At 58.2% G+C, this 24,421-nt stretch carries 21 protein-coding genes and 2 pseudogenes; 10 read left to right on the forward strand and 13 right to left on the reverse strand.

Translation table 11 applies throughout. The features are described from left to right. Nucleotides 1–62: 62 nt before the first annotated feature. Nucleotides 63–1,046 (reverse strand): helix-turn-helix domain-containing protein, encoded by a 984-nt coding sequence (locus V8J88_RS15440; protein WP_338845084.1) that lies wholly within the window; start codon nt 1,044–1,046, stop codon nt 63–65. Between the two features lie 95 nt (nt 1,047–1,141). On the opposite strand from V8J88_RS15440, the gene V8J88_RS15445 reads away from it, so the two are divergent. The 3 genes from V8J88_RS15445 (at nt 1,142) to V8J88_RS15455 (ending at nt 3,775) form a co-directional block, all read left to right on the forward strand. Then, nucleotides 1,142–1,558 (forward strand): MAPEG family protein, encoded by a 417-nt coding sequence (locus V8J88_RS15445; protein WP_338845085.1) that lies wholly within the window; start codon nt 1,142–1,144, stop codon nt 1,556–1,558. 130 nt (nt 1,559–1,688) lie between these two features. Beyond that, nucleotides 1,689–2,759: an NAD-dependent epimerase/dehydratase family protein gene (locus V8J88_RS15450; RefSeq protein WP_338845086.1), complete on the forward strand. Its 1,071-nt coding sequence runs from the start codon at nt 1,689–1,691 to the stop codon at nt 2,757–2,759. Nucleotides 2,760–2,773: 14 nt separating this feature from the next. Beyond that, nucleotides 2,774–3,775: an AraC family transcriptional regulator ligand-binding domain-containing protein gene (locus V8J88_RS15455; RefSeq protein ID WP_338845087.1), complete on the forward strand. Its 1,002-nt coding sequence runs from the start codon at nt 2,774–2,776 to the stop codon at nt 3,773–3,775. 6 nt (nt 3,776–3,781) lie between these two features. Here the strand turns inward: V8J88_RS15455 and V8J88_RS15460 are convergent, their stop codons facing one another. Together V8J88_RS15460 and V8J88_RS15465 are read right to left on the reverse strand one after the other, a co-directional pair. Continuing rightward, nucleotides 3,782–4,270 carry a hypothetical protein gene (locus V8J88_RS15460; RefSeq protein ID WP_338845088.1) on the reverse strand — a complete coding sequence of 163 codons (489 nt, stop codon included), beginning with the start codon at nt 4,268–4,270 and terminating at the stop codon, nt 3,782–3,784. Nucleotides 4,271–4,334: 64 nt separating this feature from the next. Beyond that, nucleotides 4,335–4,901, reverse strand: a complete 567-nt coding sequence (locus tag V8J88_RS15465) for an NADAR family protein (protein WP_338845089.1) — start codon at nt 4,899–4,901, stop codon at nt 4,335–4,337. 93 nt (nt 4,902–4,994) lie between these two features. On the opposite strand from V8J88_RS15465, the gene V8J88_RS15470 reads away from it, so the two are divergent. Next, the gene (locus V8J88_RS15470; protein ID WP_338845090.1) at nt 4,995–5,132 is read left to right on the forward strand and encodes a hypothetical protein; all 138 of its coding nucleotides are present in this window, start codon (nt 4,995–4,997) and stop codon (nt 5,130–5,132) included. A 229-nt stretch (nt 5,133–5,361) separates the two neighbouring features. On the opposite strand, the gene V8J88_RS15475 is transcribed toward V8J88_RS15470, so the two are convergent. From V8J88_RS15475 to hutU, 9 genes are all read right to left on the reverse strand, one after another. Further along, nucleotides 5,362–6,183 carry a hypothetical protein gene (locus V8J88_RS15475; protein ID WP_338845091.1) on the reverse strand — a complete coding sequence of 274 codons (822 nt, stop codon included), beginning with the start codon at nt 6,181–6,183 and terminating at the stop codon, nt 5,362–5,364. 8 nt (nt 6,184–6,191) lie between these two features. Continuing rightward, entirely contained in the window at nt 6,192–7,880 is a 1,689-nt protein-coding gene (locus V8J88_RS15480) for a PQQ-binding-like beta-propeller repeat protein (protein ID WP_338845092.1), read from the reverse strand. 334 nt (nt 7,881–8,214) lie between these two features. Next, on the reverse strand, nt 8,215–8,616 hold the full coding sequence (locus V8J88_RS15485) for a VOC family protein (protein WP_338845093.1): 402 nt from the start codon (nt 8,614–8,616) through the stop codon (nt 8,215–8,217). After that, complete coding sequence (gene hutI / locus V8J88_RS15490; RefSeq protein WP_338845094.1) at nt 8,595–9,836, reverse strand: imidazolonepropionase; 1,242 nt, start codon at nt 9,834–9,836, stop codon at nt 8,595–8,597. Before hutI ends, V8J88_RS15485 begins: the two co-directional genes overlap by 22 nt. After that, nucleotides 9,833–10,414, reverse strand: coding sequence for a HutD family protein (locus V8J88_RS15495; protein WP_338845095.1), 582 nt, complete (start codon nt 10,412–10,414; stop codon nt 9,833–9,835). Before V8J88_RS15495 ends, hutI begins: the two co-directional genes overlap by 4 nt. Before the next feature lie 2 nt (nt 10,415–10,416). After that, on the reverse strand, nt 10,417–11,793 hold the full coding sequence (locus V8J88_RS15500; RefSeq protein ID WP_338845096.1) for a formimidoylglutamate deiminase: 1,377 nt from the start codon (nt 11,791–11,793) through the stop codon (nt 10,417–10,419). 13 nt (nt 11,794–11,806) lie between these two features. Next, nucleotides 11,807–12,601: an N-formylglutamate deformylase gene (gene hutG, locus V8J88_RS15505; RefSeq protein WP_338845097.1), complete on the reverse strand. Its 795-nt coding sequence runs from the start codon at nt 12,599–12,601 to the stop codon at nt 11,807–11,809. A gap of 63 nt (nt 12,602–12,664) precedes the next feature. Further along, nucleotides 12,665–14,224 (reverse strand): histidine ammonia-lyase, encoded by a 1,560-nt coding sequence (gene hutH, locus V8J88_RS15510; protein ID WP_338845098.1) that lies wholly within the window; start codon nt 14,222–14,224, stop codon nt 12,665–12,667. Nucleotides 14,225–14,305: 81 nt separating this feature from the next. Continuing rightward, nucleotides 14,306–16,009: a urocanate hydratase gene (gene hutU, locus V8J88_RS15515; RefSeq protein WP_338845099.1), complete on the reverse strand. Its 1,704-nt coding sequence runs from the start codon at nt 16,007–16,009 to the stop codon at nt 14,306–14,308. A 384-nt stretch (nt 16,010–16,393) separates the two neighbouring features. Between hutU and V8J88_RS15520 the strand changes: the two genes are divergently transcribed. The 6 genes and pseudogenes from V8J88_RS15520 (at nt 16,394) to V8J88_RS15545 (ending at nt 23,100) form a co-directional block, all read left to right on the forward strand. Beyond that, the gene (locus V8J88_RS15520; protein WP_338845100.1) at nt 16,394–16,795 is read left to right on the forward strand and encodes a hypothetical protein; all 402 of its coding nucleotides are present in this window, start codon (nt 16,394–16,396) and stop codon (nt 16,793–16,795) included. Nucleotides 16,796–16,983: 188 nt separating this feature from the next. Then, nucleotides 16,984–18,339 carry a thiamine pyridinylase gene (bcmE, locus tag V8J88_RS15525; protein WP_338845101.1) on the forward strand — a complete coding sequence of 452 codons (1,356 nt, stop codon included), beginning with the start codon at nt 16,984–16,986 and terminating at the stop codon, nt 18,337–18,339. Nucleotides 18,340–18,535: 196 nt separating this feature from the next. Then, nucleotides 18,536–19,640, forward strand: a protein-coding gene (gene prfB / locus V8J88_RS15530) for a peptide chain release factor 2 (protein ID WP_338845102.1) whose coding sequence is annotated in 2 segments (ribosomal slippage) — nt 18,536–18,616 and nt 18,618–19,640 — 1,104 coding nt in all. Because the reading frame shifts where the segments join, the coding sequence is not laid out codon by codon here. 85 nt (nt 19,641–19,725) lie between these two features. After that, nucleotides 19,726–21,243 (forward strand): lysine--tRNA ligase, encoded by a 1,518-nt coding sequence (lysS, locus tag V8J88_RS15535; RefSeq protein WP_338845103.1) that lies wholly within the window; start codon nt 19,726–19,728, stop codon nt 21,241–21,243. A gap of 249 nt (nt 21,244–21,492) precedes the next feature. Further along, nucleotides 21,493–22,211 (forward strand): annotated as a pseudogene (locus V8J88_RS15540) (IS1634 family transposase); the annotation flags it as partial. A 66-nt stretch (nt 22,212–22,277) separates the two neighbouring features. Beyond that, nucleotides 22,278–23,100 (forward strand): annotated as a pseudogene (locus tag V8J88_RS15545) (IS5 family transposase). Between the two features lie 286 nt (nt 23,101–23,386). Here V8J88_RS15545 and V8J88_RS15550 read toward each other — a convergent pair. Further along, nucleotides 23,387–24,394: a hypothetical protein gene (locus V8J88_RS15550; protein WP_338845104.1), complete on the reverse strand. Its 1,008-nt coding sequence runs from the start codon at nt 24,392–24,394 to the stop codon at nt 23,387–23,389. Nucleotides 24,395–24,421: the final 27 nt, after the last annotated feature.

The following is a 24,421-nucleotide window of genomic DNA, read 5'->3' on the forward strand; positions in this document are numbered from 1 at the left end:
ACTATTCAGCCGAATTCTGGCCGCCATGGCAGGCCGGGTTGAGCGCAGCAATGCCGCCACACTCAATTCTGCACATACGCCCCCTGCCGCGCCTGGCTGGGTTTGGCGCCGCTGACTTTACGCATCATTTTGCGCAGCGCTGTCGCATCCTGATAGCCGACTGCGGCGGCGACTTGCTCCACGCTCATGCGGCTGTTTTCCAGCAAGGCGCGGGCGCGTCGCAGGCGTATGCTTTGGATCAGGGCGATGGTGCTTTTGCCGGTGGCTTTGCGCACCCGGCGCGCCAAGGTGCGCTCGGACATGCAGAATTTTTGCGCCAGCTGGCTCACGCCGGGCACATCCGGCAAGGCGGTTTCAATTTCCTTGCTCAAATTGGCGATCAGGGTGTCGCCGCCGCTCATCATTTCCGGCACGATAAAAGCTGCCTGGCGCGCGCTGCGCGCATCCAGCAACAGCAGACGCGACACCATCTGCGCCAATTCATTGCCGCCATAGGCGCGCAAGAGATGCAACATCAAATCGATCAGGGCAAACGCGGCGCCGCTGGTCAAGAGCGGGCCGTCTTCACACAATATGCGGTCGGCATCGACGCGGCATGCGGGGGCCATTTTTTGCAGCAGCGGCGCCAGCCACCAGGTGGTGGTGACGCTGCGCCCGTCCAGCATGCCGGCCTGCTGCAATAAAAACACCGCGCTGCAACCGACCGCCAGCTTGCCGCCGGCTGCGCCATGCTGCCGCAGGCGCGCGGCGAGTGTGCAGAAATCCGGGTCTTGCTGGCGGCGCATGACTTGTTTGCGGTCGCGCAGCGCCAGCCCCGGCACAATCCACAACTCATGCGGGGCCGGGTCTTGCGGCAAAGCCTGGGTCTGCACTGCAAACCCGCCTTGCAAAGACAGGATGCCGCCCTGCAGGGAGCAAATGCGCCAGCGCGGCGCGGCCAGGCCCAGCATGGGCGCAGCTTCGCCGGCGGTGTAAAGCATGTCGCGCACCAGGGCGACATTGCTGGCCAGCTGGCCTTCGAGCAAGATCAGAGTGAAATCATACATGTCTGAAAAGTCTTGAAAAATGTCTAAATCGACACTTTCAGCTTACTGCGCCGGGTGGTGTAATGACAAGCACTTTTTGACACAGGAGGTGTACGATGCAAAGCGTATTTTTTGGCCCCTTATTGGGCATGACGGTTTTGATCATGGTGGTCTGGCTGCTTGGCGTGCGTGAGCGCGTGAGCGAGATGCAGCAGCGCCGCATCAGTCCGCAAAGTCTGGCCCATCCGCGCGATGTCAGCCGGCTGCTGGAGCGCACCAATGCGATGGATAATTACAATAATCTGCTGCAAGCGCCGCTGCTGTTTTATGTGCTGTGTCTGGCGCTGGCGCAAAACGGCATACACAGCGCGCCGCTGTTGGGCGCAGCCTGGCTGTATGTGCTGTTGCGCTGTGTGCACAGCATGATTCAAGTTGGCGCCAACCGGGTCGTGCCGCGCTTTTATGTGTGGCTGGCCAGCAGCGTGCTGCTGTGGGGCATGTGGCTGGGCTTCGCCTGGATGATGTGGGGCTGACGCTGCATTGGCGGCTTTGGCATGGCGGGCGGCGCGTTTTGCATGTTGATTGGCGTGTTTTGCCAGTGACCGCCGCTGCCGCGCGGCGCATAATGCCTGCCATTGACAAACTTTGATGCAGGAGCCAGCCATGCCGGATTTACAAATTGATCTCTCCCGTCCCGTTTTAGTCACCGGCGCCAGCGGCTACGTGGCCGGCTGGATCGTTAAGCAATTATTGGAACTGGGACTGACCGTGCATGCGGCGGTGCGCGACCCGGAGGCGCGCGCCAAACTGGCGCATCTGGATGCGCTGGCGGCCAAGGGGCCGGGGCGCTTGCGCTATTTCAAAGCCGATTTGCTGGCAGCCGGCGCCTACCAGGAAGCCATGGCCGGCTGCAGCGTGGTGTTTCATACCGCCTCGCCCTTCACCCTGAATATCAAAGATGCGCAGCAGGAATTAATCACGCCGGCGCTGGAAGGCACGCGCAATGTCTTGACGAGCGTGAACCAGACCGCCAGCGTGCAGCGGGTGGTGCTGACCAGCAGCTGCGCGGCGATTTATGGCGACAATATCGATATGCGGCAGACCCCGCGCGGGATGTTTGATGAAAGCGTGTGGAATCACACATCTTCCCTCAGCCACCAACCCTATTCCTATTCCAAAACGCTGGCCGAGCGCGCCGCCTGGGAAATCGCCAAGGCGCAATCGCGCTGGGATCTGGTGGTCATCAATCCGTCCCTGGTGTTAGGCCCGGCGCTGCAAGCGCACACCACGTCGGAAAGTTTTGAGATTTTGCGCCAGTTTGGCGATGGCCGCATGGCCTCCGGCGCGCCGGATTTTTATATCGGCGCGGTGGATGTGCGCGATGTCGCCAGCGCCCATGTGCGCGCCGCGTTTTTGCCCCAGGCGCAGGGCCGGCACATCATTTCGGGACATGACACCAGCCTGCCGCAAATGGCGCAGGCGCTGTTGCCGGAATGGGGCGCGCGCTATCCGATTCCGCGCCGCATCTTGCCGAAGTGGGCAGTCTGGCTGTTCGGCCCGCTGATGGATAAAACCGTTTCGCGCCGCATGCTGGCGCGCAATGTGGGCCATGTCTGGCGCGCCGACAACAGTAAAAGCCGGCGTGAATTGGGACTGACTTACCGCCCCTTGCAAGAATCATTGCATGAGATGTTTGCGCAAATCGAGGCGCAGGGCGGCTTTGCGCAGAAATAAGGGCAGGAGGCGAGATGAAACAAGCCCAACGTTTCACCGTATTGCGCGGCTGGAAGTTGATCATGCGTGATATGGGCATTCCGGTGGCGCATGTGTTGCGGCGCGCCGCTTTACCCGAAGATTTGTTCGCACGCAGCGACGCCACCCTGAGTGCGGCGGAATATTTTGCGCTGTGGCAGGCGCTGGAAGATGAGGCCGGCGGCGACACCCTGCCCTTGCGCATCGGTCAGGCGATTTCAGTCGAAGCGTTTGATCCGCCGATTTTCGCCTGCCTGTGCAGCGCTGATTTAAATCAGGCGCTGCCGCGCCTGGCCGGCTTCAAACGTTTGATCGGCCCGCTCACCCTGGCGCTGGAAAGCACGCCGCAGGCCACCCACGCCACATTCGGCTGCTACGGCCACGCCGGCCCTTTGCCGCGCAGTCTGGGAGCGACTGAACTGGTGTTTCTGACCCAGTTGGCGCGCCTGGCCACCCGCCAACGCATTGTGCCGCTGCGCCTGGAGTTGCCGGCGCCGCCGCAGGATGCCGCGCCCTATACGGCGTTTTTCGGCAGCCCGATTCAGACCGGGCCGGCGCCCCGCATCAGCTTTGCCGCCGCTGACGCCAGTCTGCCGTTTTTGACCGAAGATGCGGCGATGTGGGGCTTTTTCGCGGCCGGCTTGCAGCAGCGCTTAGCCGATCTGGATGCGCAAGCTGGCATGGCGGAGCGCGTCAAAAGCGCCCTGCTCGACATGCTGCCGGCGGGACAGGGCACAATGGAACAGGTGGCGGCGCGCCTGACCATCAGCAAACGTTCATTGCAGCGGCATTTAGGGACAGAGGGCTTGTGTTTTCAGGATGTCTTGAACCAAACCCGGCATGAGCTGGCGCGCCATTATTTGCAACATTCGCAGATCAGTCCGGGCGAGATTTCCTGGCTGCTGGGATTTCAGGATGGCAATTCCTTTATCCGCGCTTTCAAGAGCTGGAGCGGGCGCACGCCGGGCGAATGGCGTCAGCTGCATGCGCCGGCCTGAGCGGCTTTATGGCTGCGCGCCGCCGCGCCGCGCCGCGCAGGCGAAATGCGCCAGCGGAATGGCGTACAGCAGCATGAAAAAATTGCTCAGATAAATTTGATTATTTGCTTTGAAGGCGTGGAATTCCGCCAGACTGATTTCGCGCGCCACGCCGCCCTGATGCAGGTAGTATTTACCGTCTCTGAGTCTGGCTGTCGCGTCCTGATTCATCAGGTACACCGGCAGGCTGCTGAGCAAGAGATAGAGCATCAGGATTTTCAGCATGCGCGCCAGCCAGGGCGGCATATTGCCAGCCGGCCTGGCCCAGTGTGAGCGCAGCTGCGGGCTGTGCCGGGTGTCGCGCAAGTAAGCAAAAAACACCAGCAAGGCGCCGGCCAGCAATGGCGCGGTATGCGGCAGCAACAGCAGCGGATAGATGCGCAACAGCGCCGCCAGATGCAAGAGCAGCGCAAGCAAAAAACCGCACAAGGCCAACAGCGCAAACACAAACCGCATCGTCCCGCCCTCCTCTGATTGTCAGCACATCCGCGCAGCCTGCGGCGCGTTTGCCGCCAGCTGTTTAATCAGCATTCTGCCGCAAAGCCGCACGCACATCCATCAGCACAAAGCCCAGCAAATTGCGGCCCGGCCAGCGCAATGGCTGTTTCGCGTGTTCATGTTCGGCATGCAAGCCTATGCCCCAGATCGCATCTTTCGGACTGGCTTCAACAATGATCGCATCGCCGCTTTGCAATAAATCCTGGCGCAATCGCGGATGCTGGCTGAATTTGGCCAGATTGCCGCGATACACAATATCGCAGCAGGCCGCTTCCCAGGTTTGCGCATCAAAATTGCGCACCTTGCGCCCGAGCGCCTTGGCTTTCCCCGGATCTTCCGATTGCAAAATCGCGCGCCGCATCTCCTGATCGTCAAACAGGGCGGCTTTGCCGGCCATCATGTAATGCTCGGCAGTGGCGAAGCGCTCGCCATCGAGTTCAAACGGGGCCGCAAACCACTGGCTGAAGCCTTTGCCGCTTTGATAGTGGCCGGCGCGCAAATTATGGCCCCAGAAAAAGGCATAGCTGAATTTTTCTCCAGCCCTGACGCGTGCTTGCAGTTGCTGCAGATTGCGCGGAAGGTTTGTCATGCATCACTCCAATCAAACGGTTTATCATGCAGGCATGATACAACAAGGCTGTACTTCACCTGAAACTCGCAAGCGAAGCTCTCCAGCATGGGCATGCGCGCCTTTTCGCCGCATGCGAACGCCTTCAAAGCTGATATGCGCTTCGCCGCCGCACCGGCTGGCGTCACGGGCATCCAATTGCGCTGTTTCGCCAGCTTGCAAACCCGGCATATGATACAGGCGCGCACCTGAAGCTAAGCCCGCTCCGGGGCCAAGGCGCCGCAAAGCTGGCCGGCTGCAGCGCCGCGCCAAGCCACTTAACTTTTTACATCCGGCCTGCGCTTGCCAACTGCCTGAGGGAATAAGTGTGGCTTGTAAAATTTGCCGGCTGCAGGTTGTGCGTATGGCTGCAGGTTGAATGCAGGATGCGCGCAAACGGCGCTTGTCATATCCGCCGCATGCGCGCTGATTGCATGCAGCATCAGGCAAAACGGCAGGCGCCGCCCACCAGCCAGCCCCCGTCAGCCCCGGTTTGCACGCGCAGACAGGCCTGATCGCAGTCCGGCCCGCCCTGTGAAATCCGGACTTGCGGCGCACCGCACAGCGCGGCGACGCTGGCGGCGATATTGCCGGTGGCCATGTCCTCCAGCTCGTGGGCATGCAGTGGAAAATGGCGCGCCAGCACCTGTCCCGGCGCCGGGAAACACATCGGATAGATGCCGCTCACGCCATGTTCCAGACAAAATTGATCGCGCAAAGCCGGCTGTAAGACGAGCGCGCGCAAATCTGCCGGGGCCGGCAGCAGGATCAAGGCTTTGGCGCGCTGACGTCCGCCCAGCCAGAGCCGGCTTGCTTCTGGCAGCGCGGGCCACCCCAACATGGCCCCGGCTTGCGCGGATAAGGCTGCGCACAAGGGCAGTTCATGCAGCGCCCCGGCCTGCTCCAGCAAGGCCGGGGCGCCATCGGCGTCTTGCTGAATTTGCACGCTGCCGTGCGCATAGTGTAATTGCATGCCGGGCTGCAGCTGGCCATGCGCCAAGCCCCAGGCGGCGGCGGCCAGCGCGCCATGGCCGCAGAAGGCGAGTTCGCCGGCGGCGACATAAAAGCGCAGTTGCGTCCCCTGCTGCCCCAGATGCAAATGGCTCACTTCACAGGCCAGGGTGCGCGCCAGTTGCTGCGCCGCCGGGGCCAGCGCCGCCCAATCCGGCGGCGCGCCGCTGCTGACGATGAGAAAGGATGGATTGCCGCCGCGCCCGCCTTGGCTGAAAGCGTAAATCAATTGCCGCGCTATTTCTGTTGTCATGTCCCGCCTTAACGCAAATTGATGCCGATCACGCCATCCCATGCAGCAGGCTTGCTGTTTTGACGGCGCAGAATATACAGCACGCCCTGGCGCGACAGCAGCAGGCGGCCGCCGGCTGAGTAGCGCCAGACGATTTCGCGCTTACTCAAATCAATCGCCACGGTTTGCGTGCCGCTGCTGGCGAATAAAAGATTTTGCGTCAAAATCAGATCTGAACCCGGCTCATCATAAAAAGCCCAGTTGCTGGTTTGCGGCAGCGCCAGGCTCCAAACCGTTTTGCCATCGGCCAAGTTGCGCGCTTCGATTTTGCCGCTTTTGCGGTTCAAGGCGTACACCAGGCCATTGCCGGCCACCGGTGCGGCGAATTGGCCGGCCTCTGAGGTCCACAGCAATTTGCGCGCACTCAGATCGACCGCGCTGAGCTGATTGTCCACGGCTTTGTCGTCGAAATTTGCTTTATCGCGCAGCACCGCAACATGGCCGCTGATCAAGGGCGCCTGCGCGGTTTCATATTGATCGCGATAGGTTCCATTGCGCACGCCCGGCACATCAATTTGCCACAGCAAGGCGCCGTCGCTGCTGCGCCAGGCGAACAAGCGTCCGCCCAGATTCGCCAGCACCGCGTCGGCCGTCATCGCCGGCGAAAAACCCCAGAAACGTGCGGCCAGTTTTTCCCTTACCTCCAGCTTGTAGCGCAGGCTGCCATCGGCGCTGTTGCGGCATTGAATTTCATTTTCCGCACCGTCGCCTGCGCACAGCAAGCCGTTTTGCAATACCGGCGCGCCGGGATTCAAGGCCGGGGCCAGTGAAGAAATCTCATTTTCCCGCACATAGGCCATGCCGCTGCCATCCAGATTGAAGGCATGCATGGCGTTTTTGCGCGCTTCGCCTGCCAACAGATAGACGCGTTTATCGTCGCTGGCCATCTGGCCGATTTGCGTGCCGCTTTGGAAAACACCTTGCCATTGCGGCGCGCCACGCGCTTCATCCAGCATCAGCAGCATGGGCGGCGCAGGATTTTGCGCCAGTGTGCTGCGCGTGGCCAGCATCAATTTGCCGCCGCCTGTCACTGCATTTTCCAGCGACGTGTCATCCGGCGCCCGCCAGGAAAAACGCCGGCTGAATTGGGATGGGTCAAGTTTCACATCAAAAAAGCCGTCATGCGCAGCACTGCCGCCAGTCGAACCCCAATCGCGGCCAATCTCAGCGCCGGTTTTAAATTGCGCGCCGTATGCGCCAACTGTCAGGGTGTAATCAATGTAGGAGGAATTGATGGTGGTGAAGGGGTCGCCAATCGGAATACTGCGGATATCAAGCTTGATGCGTCCCTGATACTGTCCCGGCGGCAGATCCCGCTTGAAAGTCAGGGTCATGCGCCAGCTGTTATCGGCCTGCTTCACTTTCTCAAAATCGGCAATCACTTTTTGCGCGCCCTGATCTTGCCAGTTGAAATTGAAATCAACATAGCGCCGGTTTGGATAGGCCGTGAATTCTGTATAGCAATACTGCAGTGGATCGGCATTGCAGGAGACGCTGGAGGGAGCGTCGATGCCCTGCACGCTGGAAAACAAGCCGTCAGTCAGGGCATCGGCCACGCCGCCGCCGCCAAAACAGCCGCTCAGTAAGATGGGGGCGGCGCACAGCGCCAGCAGACGAAAGCAGCGCGGCGCGCGCAGCAGTGAGGGAGAAGCTTGCATAGTTCGCATTCCGTGAGGGGTAAGAGTGGGAAGGAAGCTGGCGCTTGGCTTGCTTGATTGAGGGGATTGTATTTATGCATTCTTTCACAAAATGTGATGAACGTCACATTTTTACATCATTCACTTCGCTTTTTTCCGAAATTTTTACATACAGATGAGGCTATCGGCATGCATGCCGACGCGCCCCGCTCATCTCTTCGGATGGCGGGACAGGGGGAAAAGCGGGTGAGATGGCGTATGCATGCCGCTGCGCGGCGGCATGCTCAGTCGGATGGGCTTGGCGCGCCCTGGCGCAGCGCCTGGCATACGGGTCTTGTGATCGCGCGCAATCGGTTCAGGCGCCGGCTTTCAGCAATGCCGCCAATTCCGCATACGCATAGCAGGTGATTTCATAGCGGTTGCCATCCGGGTCGGCAAAATACAGCGACCAGGACAGATCGTGGTCTTGCTGGGTGAAGCTGACTTGCTGTTGCTGCAAATGGCTGCGCCAGGCCATGTATTGCGGTGCGCTGACGCCAAAGGCGACCGTGGTTTGGCGGCCCTGCGGGCTGGCTTCAAACAGGGCCAGATGCACTTGATTGCCGGCGTCGGCAATCGTCAGCGGGCCGCCGCCTTGCGCCCAGCTCATAAGCTGCGGCACAGGATACAGTTGCAGCACGCGCGCGTACCACTCAAGCGCGGCGCTGCGCTGATTCACATAAATATGAACATGGTCTATGCCATCGAATTGCGGCATGGCTTGCCTCCATACCAGACTTGTTGTAATGGGTTGAAGCCCATCATATACGCTAAATCCGCCGGGCGTTCGATGCGCCACAAGGCCAGATCGGCGCGCTTGCCGACTTCCAGGCTGCCACGGTCTGCCAGTCCCAGCGCGCGCGCGCCATGACATGTCACGCCGCGCAAGGCTTCTTGCGGCGTCATGCGGAACAGGGTGCAGGCCATATTCAACACCAGCAGCAAGGAGGTGATCGGCGCGGTGCCGGGGTTGCAATCGCTGGCCAGCGCGATGGGTACGCCGGCGGCGCGCAATTCGGCGATGGGCGGCAATTTGGTTTCGCGCAAAAAATAGAATGCGGCAGGCAGCAGCACCGCCACCGTGCCGGCCTGGCGCATGGCGGCGATGCCGCTTTCGGATAACCATTCCAGATGGTCGGCAGACAGGCCGGCGTATGCGGCGGTGAGCGCGCTGCCGTCCTGGTCTGAGAGTTGTTCGGCATGCAGCTTGACCGGCAGGCCGCGCGCGCGCGCGGCCTGGAACAGGCGTTCGGTTTGCGCGCGCGTAAAGCCGATGTTTTCACAAAAGGCGTCCACCGCATCGACCAGACCTTGCGCATGCAGGGCCGGCAGCATCTCGCGGCACAGATGGTCGATATAGTCATCGGCGCGCGCGGCGTATTCCGGCGGCAGCGCATGCGCGCCTAAAAATGTGGTGCATACCGCAACCGGCAGCATCTCGCCAAGCCGGCGCGCGACGCGCAGCATGCTGGCTTCGCTGGCCAGATCGAGTCCATAGCCGGATTTGATTTCCAGCGTGGTCACGCCTTCGGCCAGCAGGGCTTGCACGCGCGGCAGGCTTTGCGCTAACAAGTCCGCTTCAGTCGCGGCGCGGGTGGCGCGCACGGTGGACATGATGCCGCCGCCGGCTGCGGCGATTTCCTGGTAAGTCGCACCGTGCAGGCGCATTTCAAATTCATTGCTGCGCCGCCCGGCGTGCACGATATGCGTGTGGCAGTCGATCAAACCGGGCGTGAGCCAGCCGCCCTGTGCGTCGATTTCGCTATGCGCGCGCGCTTGCGCCGGCAATTCCTCTTCTGTCCCCAGCCAGGCGATTTTGCCATCTTGCAGCGCAATTGCGGCCTGCTGCAATTCATCATAGCCGCTGCCTTGCGGCAGCAGGCGCGCCAGGTTTGCATTGCGGATCAAGACATCCCATTCGCTTGCCGGCTGGCTCATGCGCGCTCCCATAATTCAACAATAAACAGACAGGCTTCGCCCATCAGCTGACAGCGCGCATCGTCGCCGGCTTGCAGCATGAGGCTGTCGAATTCGCGCAAACGCTGGCTGCTTTGTCCCCAGGCGCATTGCACTTGCCCGCTTTGCACAAAGATCAGGGTGTCGGGCGCATTGCGGCGCCATTCCATTGCGCCATGCAGTTGCCAGATCTGACAGCTGTGATGTGCGCGCACATCGCGCGTCATGACATTGAAATCGCGCGTTACGCCGTCGGCCAGGGTGGCGTGCACGCTGTCCGCACCATCAAAACTGATTAAACGCTCGCCATCCGGGCGCAAGCAAACCCGGCGCGTACTGAAATGCAAATCGACGCCGGCCCCGGCCACCAGGGCCAGGCTGCGCGCGATGCCGGGGAAGCTGGAAAACGGCCCGTCTTCGGCGATGGTGGCTAAGCTGATGCGCCAGATGAAATCGTCGATGCCGGCGTCTTTCGGATGAATCAGGATTTGCGCCGTGCTGCCGCCGCCGTTTTTCCAGGGCATGTCCTGATAATCGGCGGCCATATAGAGATGGGCCATCTTCACACTCCTTGCCGGCGCAAGGCTTGCAGCTCGCGCATGGTTTCGGCGAAACGCGCCGCAATCGCATCCTGCTCCAAATGGCGGCCATCGCGCACGCGCCAGACCCCGCCGACCATCACATCGCGCACCAGATTGTCATTGCCGCAGAAAATCAGGGTGTTGAGCACGTCTTGCAGCGGGGTGTGGGCCAGATTCGGATGCCGTTCGTCTAACACCAGCAAGTCAGCGCGGCAGCCGGGTGTGAGCTGGCCGACTGCGCGCGCGCTGGCTTGCGCGCCGCCGGCCAGGCTTTGCGCCCACAGATAATCGCCGACATAGCGCTGCGCGCTGCTGGCGGCGATGTTGCGTCCCTGTGCGCGCAGGCGCTGGCCATATTCAAGCCAGCGCAATTCTTCCACCGCGCTTTGCGAGACGTGGCTGTCGCTGCCGATGCCGATGCGGCCGCCCTGGCGCAGATAGTCAGCCAGCGGAAATAAGCCATCGCCCAGATTCGCCTCGGTGCTGGGACAGAGTCCCGCCACCGCGCCGCTGGCGGCGATGGCGCTGGTTTCGTCTGCGCTCAAATGGGTGGCGTGCACCAGCGTCCAGCGCGCATCGAGTCCGACTTCGCGCGTCAAATATTCGACCGGGCGCTGGCCGCAAAAAGCCATGCAGTCATCCACTTCTTTTTGCTGTTCGGCGATATGGATGTGCAGGGGGCGTCCGGGCGGCAGGGCATCGCGCAAGGCGCGGATTTGCGCCACATTCGCCGCGCGCAGGGAGTGCGGGGCGGCGCCGATTTCAAATTGCGCATCGCGCTCAGCTTCCATCGCATGCACGATGCTCAGAATGTCGTCAACCGAGGTTTTAAAACGGCGCTGGTCTGGCCGCAAGGGCAAGTCGCCAAAGCCGGCATGGCTGTACAGCACCGGCAAGAGGGTCAGACCGATGCCGCAATCGCGCGCCGCCTGCAGCACGCGGCGCGCCATTTCGGCCTGATCGGGATACCACTCGCCATCAGCGGCCCGCTGCACGTAGTGAAATTCGCATACCGAGGTGTAGCCGTAGCGCAGACATTCGGCGTACAGCTGGGCCGCAATCGCGCTCACATGCTGCGGCGTGATGTTCAAGGCAAAGCGGTACATCAAATCGCGCCAGCTCCAAAAACTGTCCGGCGTGTCGCCGGCGAATTCGGTCATGCCGGCCATGGCGCGCTGGAAGGCGTGTGAATGCAAATTCACCATGCCGGGCAGCACATGGCGCACTTGCGCCTGTCCCGCTTGCGGGGCCACGCCGGGACTGACTTCGGTCAAGGCGCCCTGCGCATCCCAGCGCAACAGCACGTCTTTGCGCCAGCCTTGCGGCAGCAGCGCGTATTTGGCGAATAACTCTCCCATGCGCCCTCCAGGTTCAAGCATGCGCGCGCGCCCAGTTCAGGGCGCTTTGCAATAATTGTTGTAACAGCGGCTGTAATTGCGCCACGCGCTCAGGGCGCAGGGCGAACGGCGGCTGCTCGTCCATATAAATAATTTGCGCCATTTCCAATTGCAGCGCATGCACGCGTTGCGCCGGCTGGCCATAGTGACGCGTGATATAGCCGCCTTTGAAGCGGCCATTGCTGACCTGGCTGTATTGGCTGGCGGCGGCGGCTTGCTGCACGGCTTGCAACATGCCTTCGGCGCATGCGCTGCCGGCGCCGTTGCCAAAATTCAGATCCGGCAGGCGGCCGGCAAAAAAGCGCGGCACTTCGGAGGCGATGGAGTGCGCATCCCACAACAGGGCGTAACCATGTTTGGCTTGCAGCCGCGCCAATTCTGCTTGCAGGGCGGCATGATAGGGGCGCCAATAACGTTCGCGCCGCGCTTCCACTTCCGCGCTGTCCGGGGCCTGATCAGGCAGGTACAGGGCTTCTTTGTGGAAGGTGTCGAGCGGGCATAAGCCGGTGGTGTCTTGTCCCGGATAGAGATTGCTGTCTTCCGGCGGGCGATTCAGATCAACCACGTAGCGCGACCAGTGCGCTTGCAGGCAGGACACGCCTAGCGCCTGCAAATCGCCATACGCTTGCGGCAAATGCCAGTCGGTGTCGGCCAATTGCAATGCGGCGGGCGTCATGCGCGCCTTGATTGCATCCGGTATGGCTGTGCCGATATGCGGCATCGAGACCAAGAGCGGCAAGTCGCCCTGTTGCAATGTGAAATCTTGCATGTGTGCTCCCGGGGGTAAGGTGGGGCCGGCGGCGCGCGCTGCCGCCGGCGCGATGTGGCTTGCTCAGTTGAGCAATTCCGCCGCCAGTTTTTGCGAACACTGGCTTAACACGCCTTGCAGTACGATGCGTTTGGCTGCTTCGATGTCCGGCGCGAAGAAGCGGTCGGCGTCATAGAACGCCACTTGTTCGCGCAGGGCGCGCAGGGCGACTTCGAGCTGGGCCGAACTTTTCAAGGGGCGATGGAAGTCGATGCCTTGCGCAGCGGCCAGCAATTCAATGCCGACGATGCCGGCGGTATTGTCCGCCATATCCTGCAGGCGGCGGCCGGCAAAGGTCGCCATGCTGACATGATCTTCCTGGTTGGCTGAGGTCGGCAAGCTGTCAACGCTGGCAGGATGGGCCAGCGATTTGTTTTCCGAAGCCAGCGCGGCGGCGGTGACGTGCGCGATCATGAAGCCGGAATTCAAGCCCGGCTCTTTCACCAGGAACGGCGGCAGGCCGGATAAGGTGGCGTCGATCAAGAGCGCGATGCGGCGTTCCGACAGGGCGCCGATTTCTGCAATCGCCAGCGCAATCGTGTCGGCGGCGAAAGCCACCGGTTCAGCGTGGAAATTGCCGCCGGAAATAATGCTGGCTTGTTTTGTCCCGGATTCATCGCTGAAAATCAGCGGGTTGTCTGTCACTGCATTGGCTTCGATCAGGAGTGTGCGCGCGGCGTTTTCCAGCACGTCGTGGCAGGCCCCCATCACTTGCGGCTGACAGCGCAGGCTGTAGGGATCTTGCACGCGGTCATCGCCAACCAGATGCGATTGGCGGATGGCGCTGCCGGCCAGCAAGTCGCGGTACAGGGCGGCGACTGCAATCTGTCCCGGCTGCCCGCGCACCAGATGCACGCGCTCGTCAAACGGCGCGTCGCTGCCTTTCGCGGCATCCACCGCCAGCGCGCCGGTGACTACCGCAGCGTGCCACAGGCGCTCGGCCAGGAACAGTCCGTGCAAGGCCAGCGCGGTGGAAGTTTGCGTGCCATTGATCAGGGCCAGACCTTCTTTGGCCGCCAGCGTGACCGGGGCGATGCCGGCGTTTTGCAATGCTTGTTGCGCCGGCAGCAGCTGGCCATTTACGCGCACGTCGCCCACCCCCAGCATGGCCAGCGTCATATGCGAGAGCGGGGCCAGATCGCCGGAGGCGCCGACCGAGCCTTTGGCCGGAATCGCCGGCATAATGCCGGCGTTCAGCATCGCGATCAAGGTGTCAATCACCAGCGGGCGCACGCCGGAAAAACCGCGCGCCAGGCTGCCGATTTTCATCAACATAATCAAGCGCACCACTTGATCATTCAGCAATTCGCCGGTGCCCACTGAGTGCGACAAGATGAGGTTGCGCTGCAATTCTTCCAGTTTGTCATCTGGAATGCGGGTCTTGGCCAGCAAGCCGAAACCGGTGTTGATGCCGTAGGCGGCATTGCCGCGCTGTACGATTTCCTGCACCGCAGCGGCGGAGGCGGCAATCGCCTGTTGCGCTTGCGGCGCCAGTTGGATGGCGCAAGCTTTTTCCCAGACTTGACGCAGATTGGCCAGGGTCAGTTGGCCGGGATGTAAGGTTAAGCTCATTGTATGTTCCATGTGTTCAGTTCTGTGCATGTAATCATTTGACGCCGGGTATGCAGCGCTCGATTCGCGGCTAAAGCATGCTGCCTGAGCTGCTTATGGAAGCATCGGCAATTGCAGGCCGTTGCGTTTGGCGCAGGCGACTGCGCTGTCATAGCCGGCGTCGGCATGGCGCATCACGCCGGAGCCGCAGTCGTTGACCAGCACGCGGCCTAAGCGGCGCGCGGCGGCTTCGGTGCCGTCGGCCACAATCACCACCCCGGAATGCTGGGAGTAACCCATGCCAACCCCGCCGCCATGGTGCAACGAGACCCAGGAAGCGCCGCCGGCGGTATTCAACAGCGCATTCAACAGCGCCCAGTCGGAAACGGCGTCGCTGCCGTCTTTCATGGCTTCGGTTTCGCGGTTCGGGCTGGCCACCGAGCCGGTGTCCAGATGGTCGCGCCCGATCACAATCGGCGCTTTGAGTTCGCCGTTTTTCACCATCTCATTGAAGGCCAGGCCGGCAATATGACGCTCGCCCAAACCGAGCCAGCAGATGCGCGCCGGCAAGCCCTGGAAGGCGATGCGCTCACGCGCCATGTCCAGCCAGCGATGCACTTGCTTGTGCTGCGGGAACAATTCTTTGATTTTGGCGTCGGTTTTATAGATGTCTTCCGGGTCGCCGGACAGCGCCACCCAGCGGAACGGGCCGCGTCCCTCACAAAATTGGGGACGGATGTACGCCGGCACAAAGCCGGGGAAGCCGAAGGCGTTTTGCACGCCGTGATCAAGCGCCACCTGGCGGATGTTATTGCCATAATCCACCACCGGAATCCCCATTTCTTTGAATTCGAGCATGGCGCGCACATGTTGCGCGCAAGAGGCGGCGGCGGCGGCTTTCAAGGCCGGATGCTGGCTGGAATCACGCTGCGCGGTTTTCCATTGCTCAATTGTCCAGCCGGACGGCAGATAACCGTTGATCAGGTCATGCGCAGAGGTTTGGTCTGTCACCAGATCCGGTTTAATGCCGCCGGCTTTGGCGCGCGCCACCAATTGCGGCAGCAGATCGGCGGCGTTGCCGAGCAGGCCGATGGAAATCGCCTCTTTGCGCGCACAGTGTTCGGCCACCAGTTGCAAGGCGTGGTCGAGATTGTCGGCTTGTTTGTCGAGGTAGCGGGTGCGCAGGCGGAAATCAATCGAGGATTGCTGGCATTCGATATTCAGGGACACAGCGCCGGCCATAGTGGCGGCCAGCGGTTGCGCGCCGCCCATGCCGCCTAAGCCTGCGGTCAAAATCCAGCGTCCGCCCCAGTCGCCGTTGTAGTGCTGGCGGCCGGCTTCGGCGAAGGTTTCAAAGGTGCCTTGCACAATGCCCTGGGTGCCGATGTAAATCCAGGAGCCTGCGGTCATCTGGCCGTACATCATCAAACCTTTGCGGTCGAGTTCATTGAAGTGTTCCCAATTGCCCCACTTCGGCACCAGGTTGGAATTGGCCAGCAAGACGCGCGGCGCATCGGGATGGGTGCGGAATACGCCGACCGGTTTGCCGGATTGAATCAAGAGCGTGTGCTCTTCGTCCAACTCGCGCAGGGTGGCCAGAATCGTGTCAAAGCATTTCCAGTCGCGCGCGGCGCGCCCGATGCCGCCATACACCACTAAATGCTTGGGATTTTCCGCCACTTCGGGGTCAAGATTGTTTTGCAGCATGCGGTAAGCCGCTTCGGTAATCCAGTTTTTGCAATGCAGCTCGCTGCCGCGCGGGGCGCGGATTTCGCGGCTGGCGTCATAACGGGGGTCTTGCGACAAATCAATGGTCATGGCGGCTTCCCTTTAATTGAAGTGGATGATGCGCAGCATGTGAGGATACTGCAACTTGGGGCAAAGTTTAGGTTGTCTAGACAAGTTCGTCAAGCCTTGTTCTGGTCAGATGCAATTTGGGTAAAAAATTTCTTGTGGGAAATTTAAAATATGGAATATAATTGCGGTACCAGATATTTCAGCCACCATATATCAATATTGCATGCTTCAGCGTGCGCAATTGCGGCGGCCCTGGCCCCGGCAGCATACCCCGGTTTACCGGCTGCGAAATGTTTTACTGCGCAACGCAATAAGCTGCGCCACACTTTTTACACAAGGAAAAAAATGATCCGCTCTCTCGTTATCGCTGCAGCTGCATTCTCGCTGGTTGGTTGCGCCTCTATCATGAATGACACCAATCAAGCGATGAAGTTGGAAACCAAGACCAAAGATGGCCAACTGGTAGCCGGCGCCGACTGTACAATTACAAACGACTATGGCAACAATAGCGTCAAGTCCGGCGCCACCATCAGCGTGCGCCGCTCCAGCAAAGATTTGGACATCAGCTGCAAACATCCGCAAAACCCGGACGCCACCGCACGCGCCATTTCGCGCGCAAACGCCGGCCTGGCCGGCAATATCCTGATCGGCGGCGGCATTGGCGCCATTATTGATCACAACAAGGGCACGGCTTACACCTACCCGACCTGGGTGCAATTGATTTTTGGCGAAACTCTGGTGTTTGACCGCAAAGAAGAAAAAGAAGGTCAAGCCGTACCGGCCAGCAAGCCTGAAGAAAAGAAATAATCCCGCACTGCTGTCTTGCGCCGCCGCATTGGCGGCGCGGTTTTCCTCCCCTCCCCATCGATTGCAAGCTTTATCAGCTTGTGACGCCGCATATCTTTTCCTAGACTGAGCCGGCTGCCTGTCTGGCCGCTGATGTTTGCTTTTGCTTTCGTGTTGTGTCTCCCATTCACTTGACCATGAGGCTTACGATGCGCACTTGCTTACGCTTGCTCTTACTCCCCTTATTATTATTTTGCCAATTAAGCTTGGCGCAAACCAAAGAATTGAATGTCGCGCTCTACCCCTGGGTGCCGCGTGTGGCCCAGTTTGAACAGGCGATCAGCAATCATTGGAAAAAGATACACCCCGATGTGAAATTAAATTTCATCAAAGACTTCAGCAAATGGGATGGCGGCTATGGCCCCGATCCTGCCGACGATCTGGATGTGTTTGTGTTTGATGCGATTTATTTTGATCATTATTTGATGAAGAACTATCTGGAGCCGATGGCCCCCTCCTCCGTCGGCAATCCGGATGATTTCATCGATTACGCCAAAACCGGGGTCATGATCGGGGACAAGTATTACGCGGTGCCGCAGCTTGGCTGCGCCAATTTGCTGTTTTACCGCAAGGGCGACGCCGCGCTGGCGGCGGTGAAAACCCTGAGCGAGCTGGATCACTATATGGGCCAGTGCAAGTACGCCAGCCGGATTCCGCCGGGCAAAGACGGTTTATTGATCGACATGGCCGGCAGCACCACCACCGCTCTGCTGTATCTGGACGCGCTGCATCGCGGCAATGGCATTTATCCGCCGCGCACGCCCAAGGATGAATACTATCTTGTGCCGGGCGTGATTGATTTTTTACGCAACTATATTTCCCTGGCCAGCTATGAAAATGCGACCAAGGATGTGAGCGCGGCGTATCAGCGCGCGCGCTGGTTTTCGGATGGCTATGGGCGCGCCCTGATGGCGTATTCGGAAGCGTTGTCGGTGATGAGTGCGCAAACCCGGCGTGAAACGGCGGTCAAATTATTTCCGCTGGCCAATCGCAGCGGTCGCCCGCTGTTTTATTCGGATGTGATCGGGGTCAACCGCAAAACCCATCAGCGCGGGGTGCGCGATCTGGCGGTGCGGCTGGCGGCCTTGATGGCGTCCAGCGAGGTGATGCAGGAAGCTATCGGGCCGGATGCGGAAAACCCGGAGCCGCAGTATCTGCTGGCGGCGCGCCACAGTGTGTTCAAGCAGCTGGGGGCGCAGTTTCCCTTGTACCGCGATTTATATCAATTGGTGCAGGAAAGCAATCCGCAAATGTTCAAACTCGGGCCGGATGCACGCGCCTGGTTGAGCAATTGGAAAAAGCCGATTGTGCAGCAGGTGCGCGCCAATCCGGCTTGCGGTTGCGATCAGCTGGCGGCGACCTATATCAGCACAGCGGAAATGGCGAAAGAAGTCTGCCCCAACACCTGCAACGCGCTGGGCGGCTGGGCTGGCGGCTGGAGCAATCAGTATCCGGCCGCGCCGTTCGGGCGCGCTGTCTGCGCTTGCAAAGCTTGCTCTTTGTAAATCCGATCAAGCCACTGCTGCGCCAGTTGCAGAATTGCTGTGCGGCTTGCCGCACAGCAATTCTGCACTGCATTTTCCTTCATGCCGAGCCTGTCGAAGCCCCTTGCGCAGTCAAAATGCCGCAACGCAACATGCCCGTTTTTGCATCAGCTCTTGTATAATCCAAGGTTTCCCTTCATCAATACTGAGAAAAATCATGGAAGCTGAACGCATCAATTCCCTGTCGGCGCTGCTGGCAGACCTCTCCTCCCGAGAGGACCAACTCCGGGGGTATCTTTGACTACGATCGTAAGTCAGATAAGTTAGAACAAGTCAATCAAGAGTTGGAAGATCCCACCGTGTGGGACAACCCAAAGCATGCGCAAGACCTCGGGCGTGAAAAGAAATCGCTCGAAGCTGTCGTCCTTTCCCTGCAAAAAATCCGCGCCGAATTGAATGATGCGAACGACCTGTTCGCCATGGCGCGCGAAGAAGACGATGTGAGCACGATGGAAGCCATCGAAGCCGATGCCGATGGCATCCGGCAGGAAGTGGAAGCGATGGAATTCCGCCGCATGTTCAATAATCCGATGGACGCAAATAATTGCTTCATCGATATCCAGGCCGGCGCCGGCGGCACCGAAGCGCAAGACTGGGCCTCAATGTTGCTGCGTCAATATCTGCGCTATTGCGAGCGCAAAGGCTTCAAGGTCGAAATTCTGGAACAGTCCGATGGCGACGTGGCCGGCATCAAAACCGCCTCCCTCAAGGTCGAAGGCGATTATGCGTATGGCCATCTGCGCACCGAAACCGGGGTGCACCGCCTGGTGCGCAAGTCGCCATTTGATTCGTCAAATGGCCGCCATACTTCCTTCGCCAGTCTGTTTGTCTATCCGGAAGTGGATGACTCGATTGAAATCGACATCAATCCGGCGGATATCCGCATCGACACCTACCGCGCTTCCGGCGCCGGCGGTCAGCACATCAATAAAACCGACTCCGCAGTGCGGATGACGCATATGCCGTCCGGCATTGTGGTGCAGTGCCAAAACGACCGCAGCCAGCACAGAAACCGCGCCGAAGCGATGGAAATGCTGAAGTCGCGTCTGTACGAAGTCGAATTGCGCAAGCGCTTGAGCGAACAGCAAAAGCTGGAAGACTCCAAGACCGATGTGGGCTGGGGCCACCAAATCCGCTCCTATGTGTTGGATCAGTCGCGCATCAAAGATTTGCGCACCAATCATGAAACAGGCAATACCAAGGCCGTGCTGGATGGCGACCTGGATGATTTCATTGCCGCTTCTCTTAAACAGGGCGTGTAAGCCTGCCCTCGCGGCGGGCTGCGGCCCGCGTCCCGCCGCCCGCCATCTACCGCCAAGACGCCAAACGCCATAGACAGGAAACACCATGAGCAACGAAGCTGAACATAGCCAGGACGAAAACCATATCATCGCCGAGCGCCGCGCTAAACTCGCCGCTCTGCGTGAAAAAGGCGTCGCCTTCCCGAATGATTTCCGGCCCACGCATAAAGCCGCCGCCCTGCACGCCGCGCATGACGCGAGTGAGGCCGAAGCGCTGGAAGCGCAAGCGGTGGAAGTCGCCGTCGGTGGCCGCATGATGCTCAAACGGGTGATGGGCAAGGCTTCGTTCGCTACGGTGCAAGACGCTTCCGGCCATGCCGAAGCGGGTCAGATTCAGCTCTTCATCACGCGTGAAAACGTGGGCGAAGAAGTGTATGACGCCTTCAAACATTATGATCTGGGCGACATCCTGGGCGCGCGCGGCAAGCTGTTTAAAACCAAGACCGGCGAGTTGTCGGTGAAAGTGACAGAACTGCGTCTGGTGACGAAAGCAATCCGCCCGCTGCCGGATAAATTCCACGGCCTGTCCGACCAGGAAACCAAATACCGCCAGCGCTATGTGGATTTGATCATGAACGCCGATACGCGCGCCACCTTTGTCGCGCGCAGCAAGGCCATGGCTTCGATCCGCCGCTTTATGCAAGAGCACGATTTCATGGAAGTCGAAACGCCGATGCTGCATGTGATTCCGGGCGGGGCCGCAGCCAAACCTTTCATCACGCATCACAATGCGCTGGACATGGAAATGTTTTTGCGCATCGCGCCGGAATTGTATTTGAAGCGCCTGGTGGTGGGCGGCTTTGAGCGCGTGTTTGAAGTCAACCGCAACTTCCGCAATGAAGGCGTGTCGCCGCGCCACAATCCTGAATTCACCATGATGGAATTCTATGCGGCGTGGGTGGATTACAAATGGCTGATGGATTTCACCGAACAGGTGATCCGCCAGGCCGCGATTGATGCGCACGGTACGGCTGTGCTGTCGTATGGCGGACGCGAGCTGGATTTGAGCAAGCCCTTCCACCGCCTGACGATTGTGCAAGCGATCAAGCAATACGCGCCGCAATACAGCGATGCGCAATTGCACGACGCCGCCTTCCTGCGTGAAGAATTGCTGAAATTCGATGTCAAAGCGCTCTCCACCTGGGGCCTGGGCGCGCTGCAATTGGCGCTGTTTGAAGAAACTGCTGAAAGCCAGTTGTGGGAACCGACTTACATCATCGACTACCCGGTCGAAGTCTCGCCGCTGGCGCGCGCTTCCGACACGGTGGATGGCATCACCGAGCGTTTCGAGCTGTTCATTGTGGGCCGCGAAATCGCGAATGGTTTCTCGGAATTGAACGACGCCGAAGACCAGGCCGCGCGTTTCCGCGCCCAGGTGGAAGCGAAAGACGCCGGCGATGAAGAAGCCATGTTCTATGACGCAGACTATATCCGCGCCCTGGAATACGGCATGCCGCCGACCGGCGGCTGCGGCATCGGCATCGACCGCCTGATGATGCTGATCACCGATCAGCCGAATATCCGCGACGTGATTTTGTTCCCGCATTTGCGCCGCGAGGAATAAACCGGCGGCAATTGTAATGTTGTATGGCCCGTCCCTTTGGGACGGGCTTTTTTTTGCGTTTGCTTGATTTCCGCTGACATCCGGCTGGCCCGAGTTCGACAGTTCCCGCCATTTTTGCCTCAGTCACTCCCTTTAAAAATCAATGACTTAACTCTTTGAAATCCGCATTTTCTCAGAATTCCTGTAGTGGCGCGTTTTGGATATTAAGATGAATTTTACATAGGCAATCATGATGTATAAAGTAGCGGCATGTACATCAAAGTCACAGCTTCCGGCAAGCGTCGCTATGTTCAGTTGGTCGAAGCGTATCGCGACGAAGAAGGCCGCCCAAAGCAACGCACTGTTGCAACGCTTGGGCATCTTGATACGCTCGACCAAAGCCTGGAGTCTGTCATTGCCGGCTTGATGCGCCTCACTGGCAAGGAGGCTCCAAAAGCGGCGTCGTCTCCCGAAATCAGCTTTGAGTCCAGTCACGCTTACGGCGATCTCTGGACCCTGACGTCGCTTTGGAATGAACTTGGCTTTGATGAACTCAAAAAATTTTCCGCCGCACCCGTCACTCTATCGATGTCGAAGCCTTGCTCAGAATCATGGTTTTCAACCGGCTTTGTGATCCAGAATCCAAATTGGGGACGCTACGCTGGCTGGAAACGGTTGCACTGCCTGGCGTCGCGCTCAAGCAGGCAGATCATCAACATCTGTTGCGCGCAGTGGATGCCTTGCTTGAGCATCGGGAAGAAGTCGATTTGACCATTTCGCATCTGCTGCGTCCCTTAATTGATCAAGAATTGGCAATCGTCTTTTATGATCTGACCTCCATCACCACCGAAGGGGGCGCCAGACAAGAGGAAGAAATACGTCAATTTGGACTATCAAAGGAAGGTGGCATTGCGCGCCAGGTGATGCTGGGAGTAGTGCAGACTGCCGACGGCATTCCGCTCTGGCATGAAGTGTTTGAAGGCAAAACCTAAGAGACTGTTTAATAACTTCCATGCAATAATTTAGCCTAATTCAGTATCGTAAATTACAAAAAAGTGAGGACTCCAGAGCAAAGAAAGCGGCATAAAGCGCCACCAAAGACCGAAAAGAAAGGCTATCCGACAGATCTGAAAGAGCATGAATGGAAGTTGATAGAGTCGTTGCTTCCCAAAACGGCCAAAACAGGGAGACCGCGCAAGGTCAACTTTCGTGAAATCATCAATGTCCTGCGCTATATGGTGCGATCTGGCTGTGAATGGCGCATGTTGCCCAATGACTTTCCCCCGTATCAGACGGTTTCACTGGTTCAGACGCTTTCTGCGCAGCTTCCTTTTTCACACAATTCATGATCTGGCGCTGATGATTGATCGCATGTGCGCACAACGCGAGCCTTTGCCCAGCGCGGGGATTGTTGATAGCCAGTCCGTGAAAGCGCCGGGCGCAAGTGAACGTGGGTATGACGCAAATAAGAAGATAAATGGCCGAAAACGGCATATTGCCGTAGATAGCGATGGCCGTCTGTTGGCGGTCAATTTGACGACTGCAGATATTGCTGACTCAACAGGTGCACAGCTCGTGCTTGATGCTTTTGTAAAGCGCTGGCCATGGGTCAAGCATTTGTTCGGCGATGCTGCGTACGACCGGAAAAAGTTGATGGAGCGCGCAGAATTCCTCAGCTTCGCTGTTGAAATCGTACGTGGCTTGATGGAACAAGTCGGCTTTGAAGTACAACCTCGGCGCTGGGTCGTAGAGCGCACCATCGCGTGGCTGATGCGCTATCGCCGCCTGGCGCGTGACTATGAGCGCCGGATTGATGTTTCTGAAGGGATGATTTACCTCGCCATGGGGTCGACTCTCTTGAGGAGAGTGTTGCCGTAGAGTTATTAAACAGTTTCTTAGTGAATTTCTTGCCGCCGCCTCATTAATTTATCCTTTTCACAAAAATTTCTATTCAGCCCCTACGCAACCGTGAAATCACCCTTTAAAATCAAAGAGTTGCAAAATCGCCGATGTTTTGCAAGAAAATTTAAGAAATCCATATAAATCAATGGGTTACGATTTTTTCCGCGAAATATCAAGCCTTTCTCCATTAAAAAAATGACTTCACCTGGAAATATCGCCAACGTAACTCATTGATTTGCATAGAAATTTTCACGCCGAACAGTCACTCACAAAAATTAATTATTTTCACGGTTTTTCTAGAGGAAAGTGAGTAATTCTTCAATTCAAGAAATGCGACATTGCAACCATTTGGTGAAGCACCGATAAAGACAACATTATCGTCCCGATCATATACCCGGATTACATCATTTCCTGCAAGTAGAAATAGGCCGCTATAGTGTGATGATTTAACACGCCCACCAGAGCTATCAATAAGAATCCCTTTGCGAGTGAAAAATGCTTTTCGGATTAATCCAATTTCTTCCATATAATATTCTGGCAGCTTAATCTTTTCCACATCTCCTTCCTTATCAACAAGATAGAGCATAGATTTTTTCATTGGAGCTGAACTGGTATTATACGATGAGACCGCCAACCAATATTTATTGACGTAGCGATCATAAGTTGGATACTCAACATAATTAGCCGGCATATCCATTTCTTTGCGCCAACCATTTTCATTAACAACAAATGCATTTCCCCGATAGGCTCCAGAAATATTGCTTACGCCAAACTCGATATACGATTTGTGGTAAGGGAGCCTGTAGCCTCTTTTTTCTTTAGGAACTTCAAAAAAATCTACGCATTGATTTTTTTTCCACTCTGATTTAACAATCTCATCTAAACTCAAATCTTGCACATTGATAGCATATAACTTAGAAACCGAGTCCGATTCAATTTTTACATGCCCCGCCAATTCATTGACGCATTGCATATAAGCATTTTCCATCAATGTGTGGACTTCTCTTTTTTCATGATTCCAAATGACAACCTTTTTCTTCCATTTCCACTTTGGCTGTTCTGAGGGAATGATATTATTCAAAATTAGCGTATTATCATCCAACCAGGCGCCCAAAAAAATGTCTGCCGGCTCGCCTAGCTCACCCGGTACTGTCACCGTCGGCATAATATTCTGTTTGAATCTTTTCTCAGCAAACAACTCATTTAGCAAAGATGCAGCATGCGCTTGAACGAGAAAAATAAAAACAAATGTTGACAAAATATATTTCATCACACAACCCCCTTTAACATCATACTG

Origin of the sequence: Massilia sp. W12 (assembly GCF_037300705.1) — a bacterium.
Lineage (GTDB): Bacteria > Pseudomonadota > Gammaproteobacteria > Burkholderiales > Burkholderiaceae_D > JACPVY01.

Excerpts from the sequence above, each read along its gene's own strand:
- lysS (WP_338845103.1), top strand. The coding sequence starts at position 19,726 with ATGAGCAACGAAGCTGAACATAGCCAGGACGAAAACCATATCATCGCC.
- V8J88_RS15475 (WP_338845091.1), bottom strand. The coding sequence starts at position 6,183 with ATGACAACAGAAATAGCGCGGCAATTGATTTACGCTTTCAGCCAAGGC.
- bcmE (WP_338845101.1), top strand. The coding sequence starts at position 16,984 with ATGCGCACTTGCTTACGCTTGCTCTTACTCCCCTTATTATTATTTTGC.
- V8J88_RS15460 (WP_338845088.1), bottom strand. The coding sequence starts at position 4,270 with ATGCGGTTTGTGTTTGCGCTGTTGGCCTTGTGCGGTTTTTTGCTTGCG.
- V8J88_RS15480 (WP_338845092.1), bottom strand. The coding sequence starts at position 7,880 with ATGCAAGCTTCTCCCTCACTGCTGCGCGCGCCGCGCTGCTTTCGTCTG.
- V8J88_RS15470 (WP_338845090.1), top strand. The coding sequence starts at position 4,995 with ATGCGCGCCTTTTCGCCGCATGCGAACGCCTTCAAAGCTGATATGCGC.
- hutI (WP_338845094.1), bottom strand. The coding sequence starts at position 9,836 with ATGAGCCAGCCGGCAAGCGAATGGGATGTCTTGATCCGCAATGCAAAC.
- V8J88_RS15465 (WP_338845089.1), bottom strand. The coding sequence starts at position 4,901 with ATGACAAACCTTCCGCGCAATCTGCAGCAACTGCAAGCACGCGTCAGG.
- V8J88_RS15495 (WP_338845095.1), bottom strand. The coding sequence starts at position 10,414 with ATGGCCCATCTCTATATGGCCGCCGATTATCAGGACATGCCCTGGAAA.
- hutU (WP_338845099.1), bottom strand. The coding sequence starts at position 16,009 with ATGACCATTGATTTGTCGCAAGACCCCCGTTATGACGCCAGCCGCGAA.
- V8J88_RS15450 (WP_338845086.1), top strand. The coding sequence starts at position 1,689 with ATGCCGGATTTACAAATTGATCTCTCCCGTCCCGTTTTAGTCACCGGC.
- V8J88_RS15500 (WP_338845096.1), bottom strand. The coding sequence starts at position 11,793 with ATGGGAGAGTTATTCGCCAAATACGCGCTGCTGCCGCAAGGCTGGCGC.
- V8J88_RS15520 (WP_338845100.1), top strand. The coding sequence starts at position 16,394 with ATGAATGACACCAATCAAGCGATGAAGTTGGAAACCAAGACCAAAGAT.
- V8J88_RS15485 (WP_338845093.1), bottom strand. The coding sequence starts at position 8,616 with ATGCCGCAATTCGATGGCATAGACCATGTTCATATTTATGTGAATCAG.
- hutH (WP_338845098.1), bottom strand. The coding sequence starts at position 14,224 with ATGGAACATACAATGAGCTTAACCTTACATCCCGGCCAACTGACCCTG.
- V8J88_RS15440 (WP_338845084.1), bottom strand. The coding sequence starts at position 1,046 with ATGTATGATTTCACTCTGATCTTGCTCGAAGGCCAGCTGGCCAGCAAT.
- V8J88_RS15445 (WP_338845085.1), top strand. The coding sequence starts at position 1,142 with ATGCAAAGCGTATTTTTTGGCCCCTTATTGGGCATGACGGTTTTGATC.
- V8J88_RS15455 (WP_338845087.1), top strand. The coding sequence starts at position 2,774 with ATGAAACAAGCCCAACGTTTCACCGTATTGCGCGGCTGGAAGTTGATC.
- hutG (WP_338845097.1), bottom strand. The coding sequence starts at position 12,601 with ATGCAAGATTTCACATTGCAACAGGGCGACTTGCCGCTCTTGGTCTCG.
- V8J88_RS15550 (WP_338845104.1), bottom strand. The coding sequence starts at position 24,394 with ATGAAATATATTTTGTCAACATTTGTTTTTATTTTTCTCGTTCAAGCG.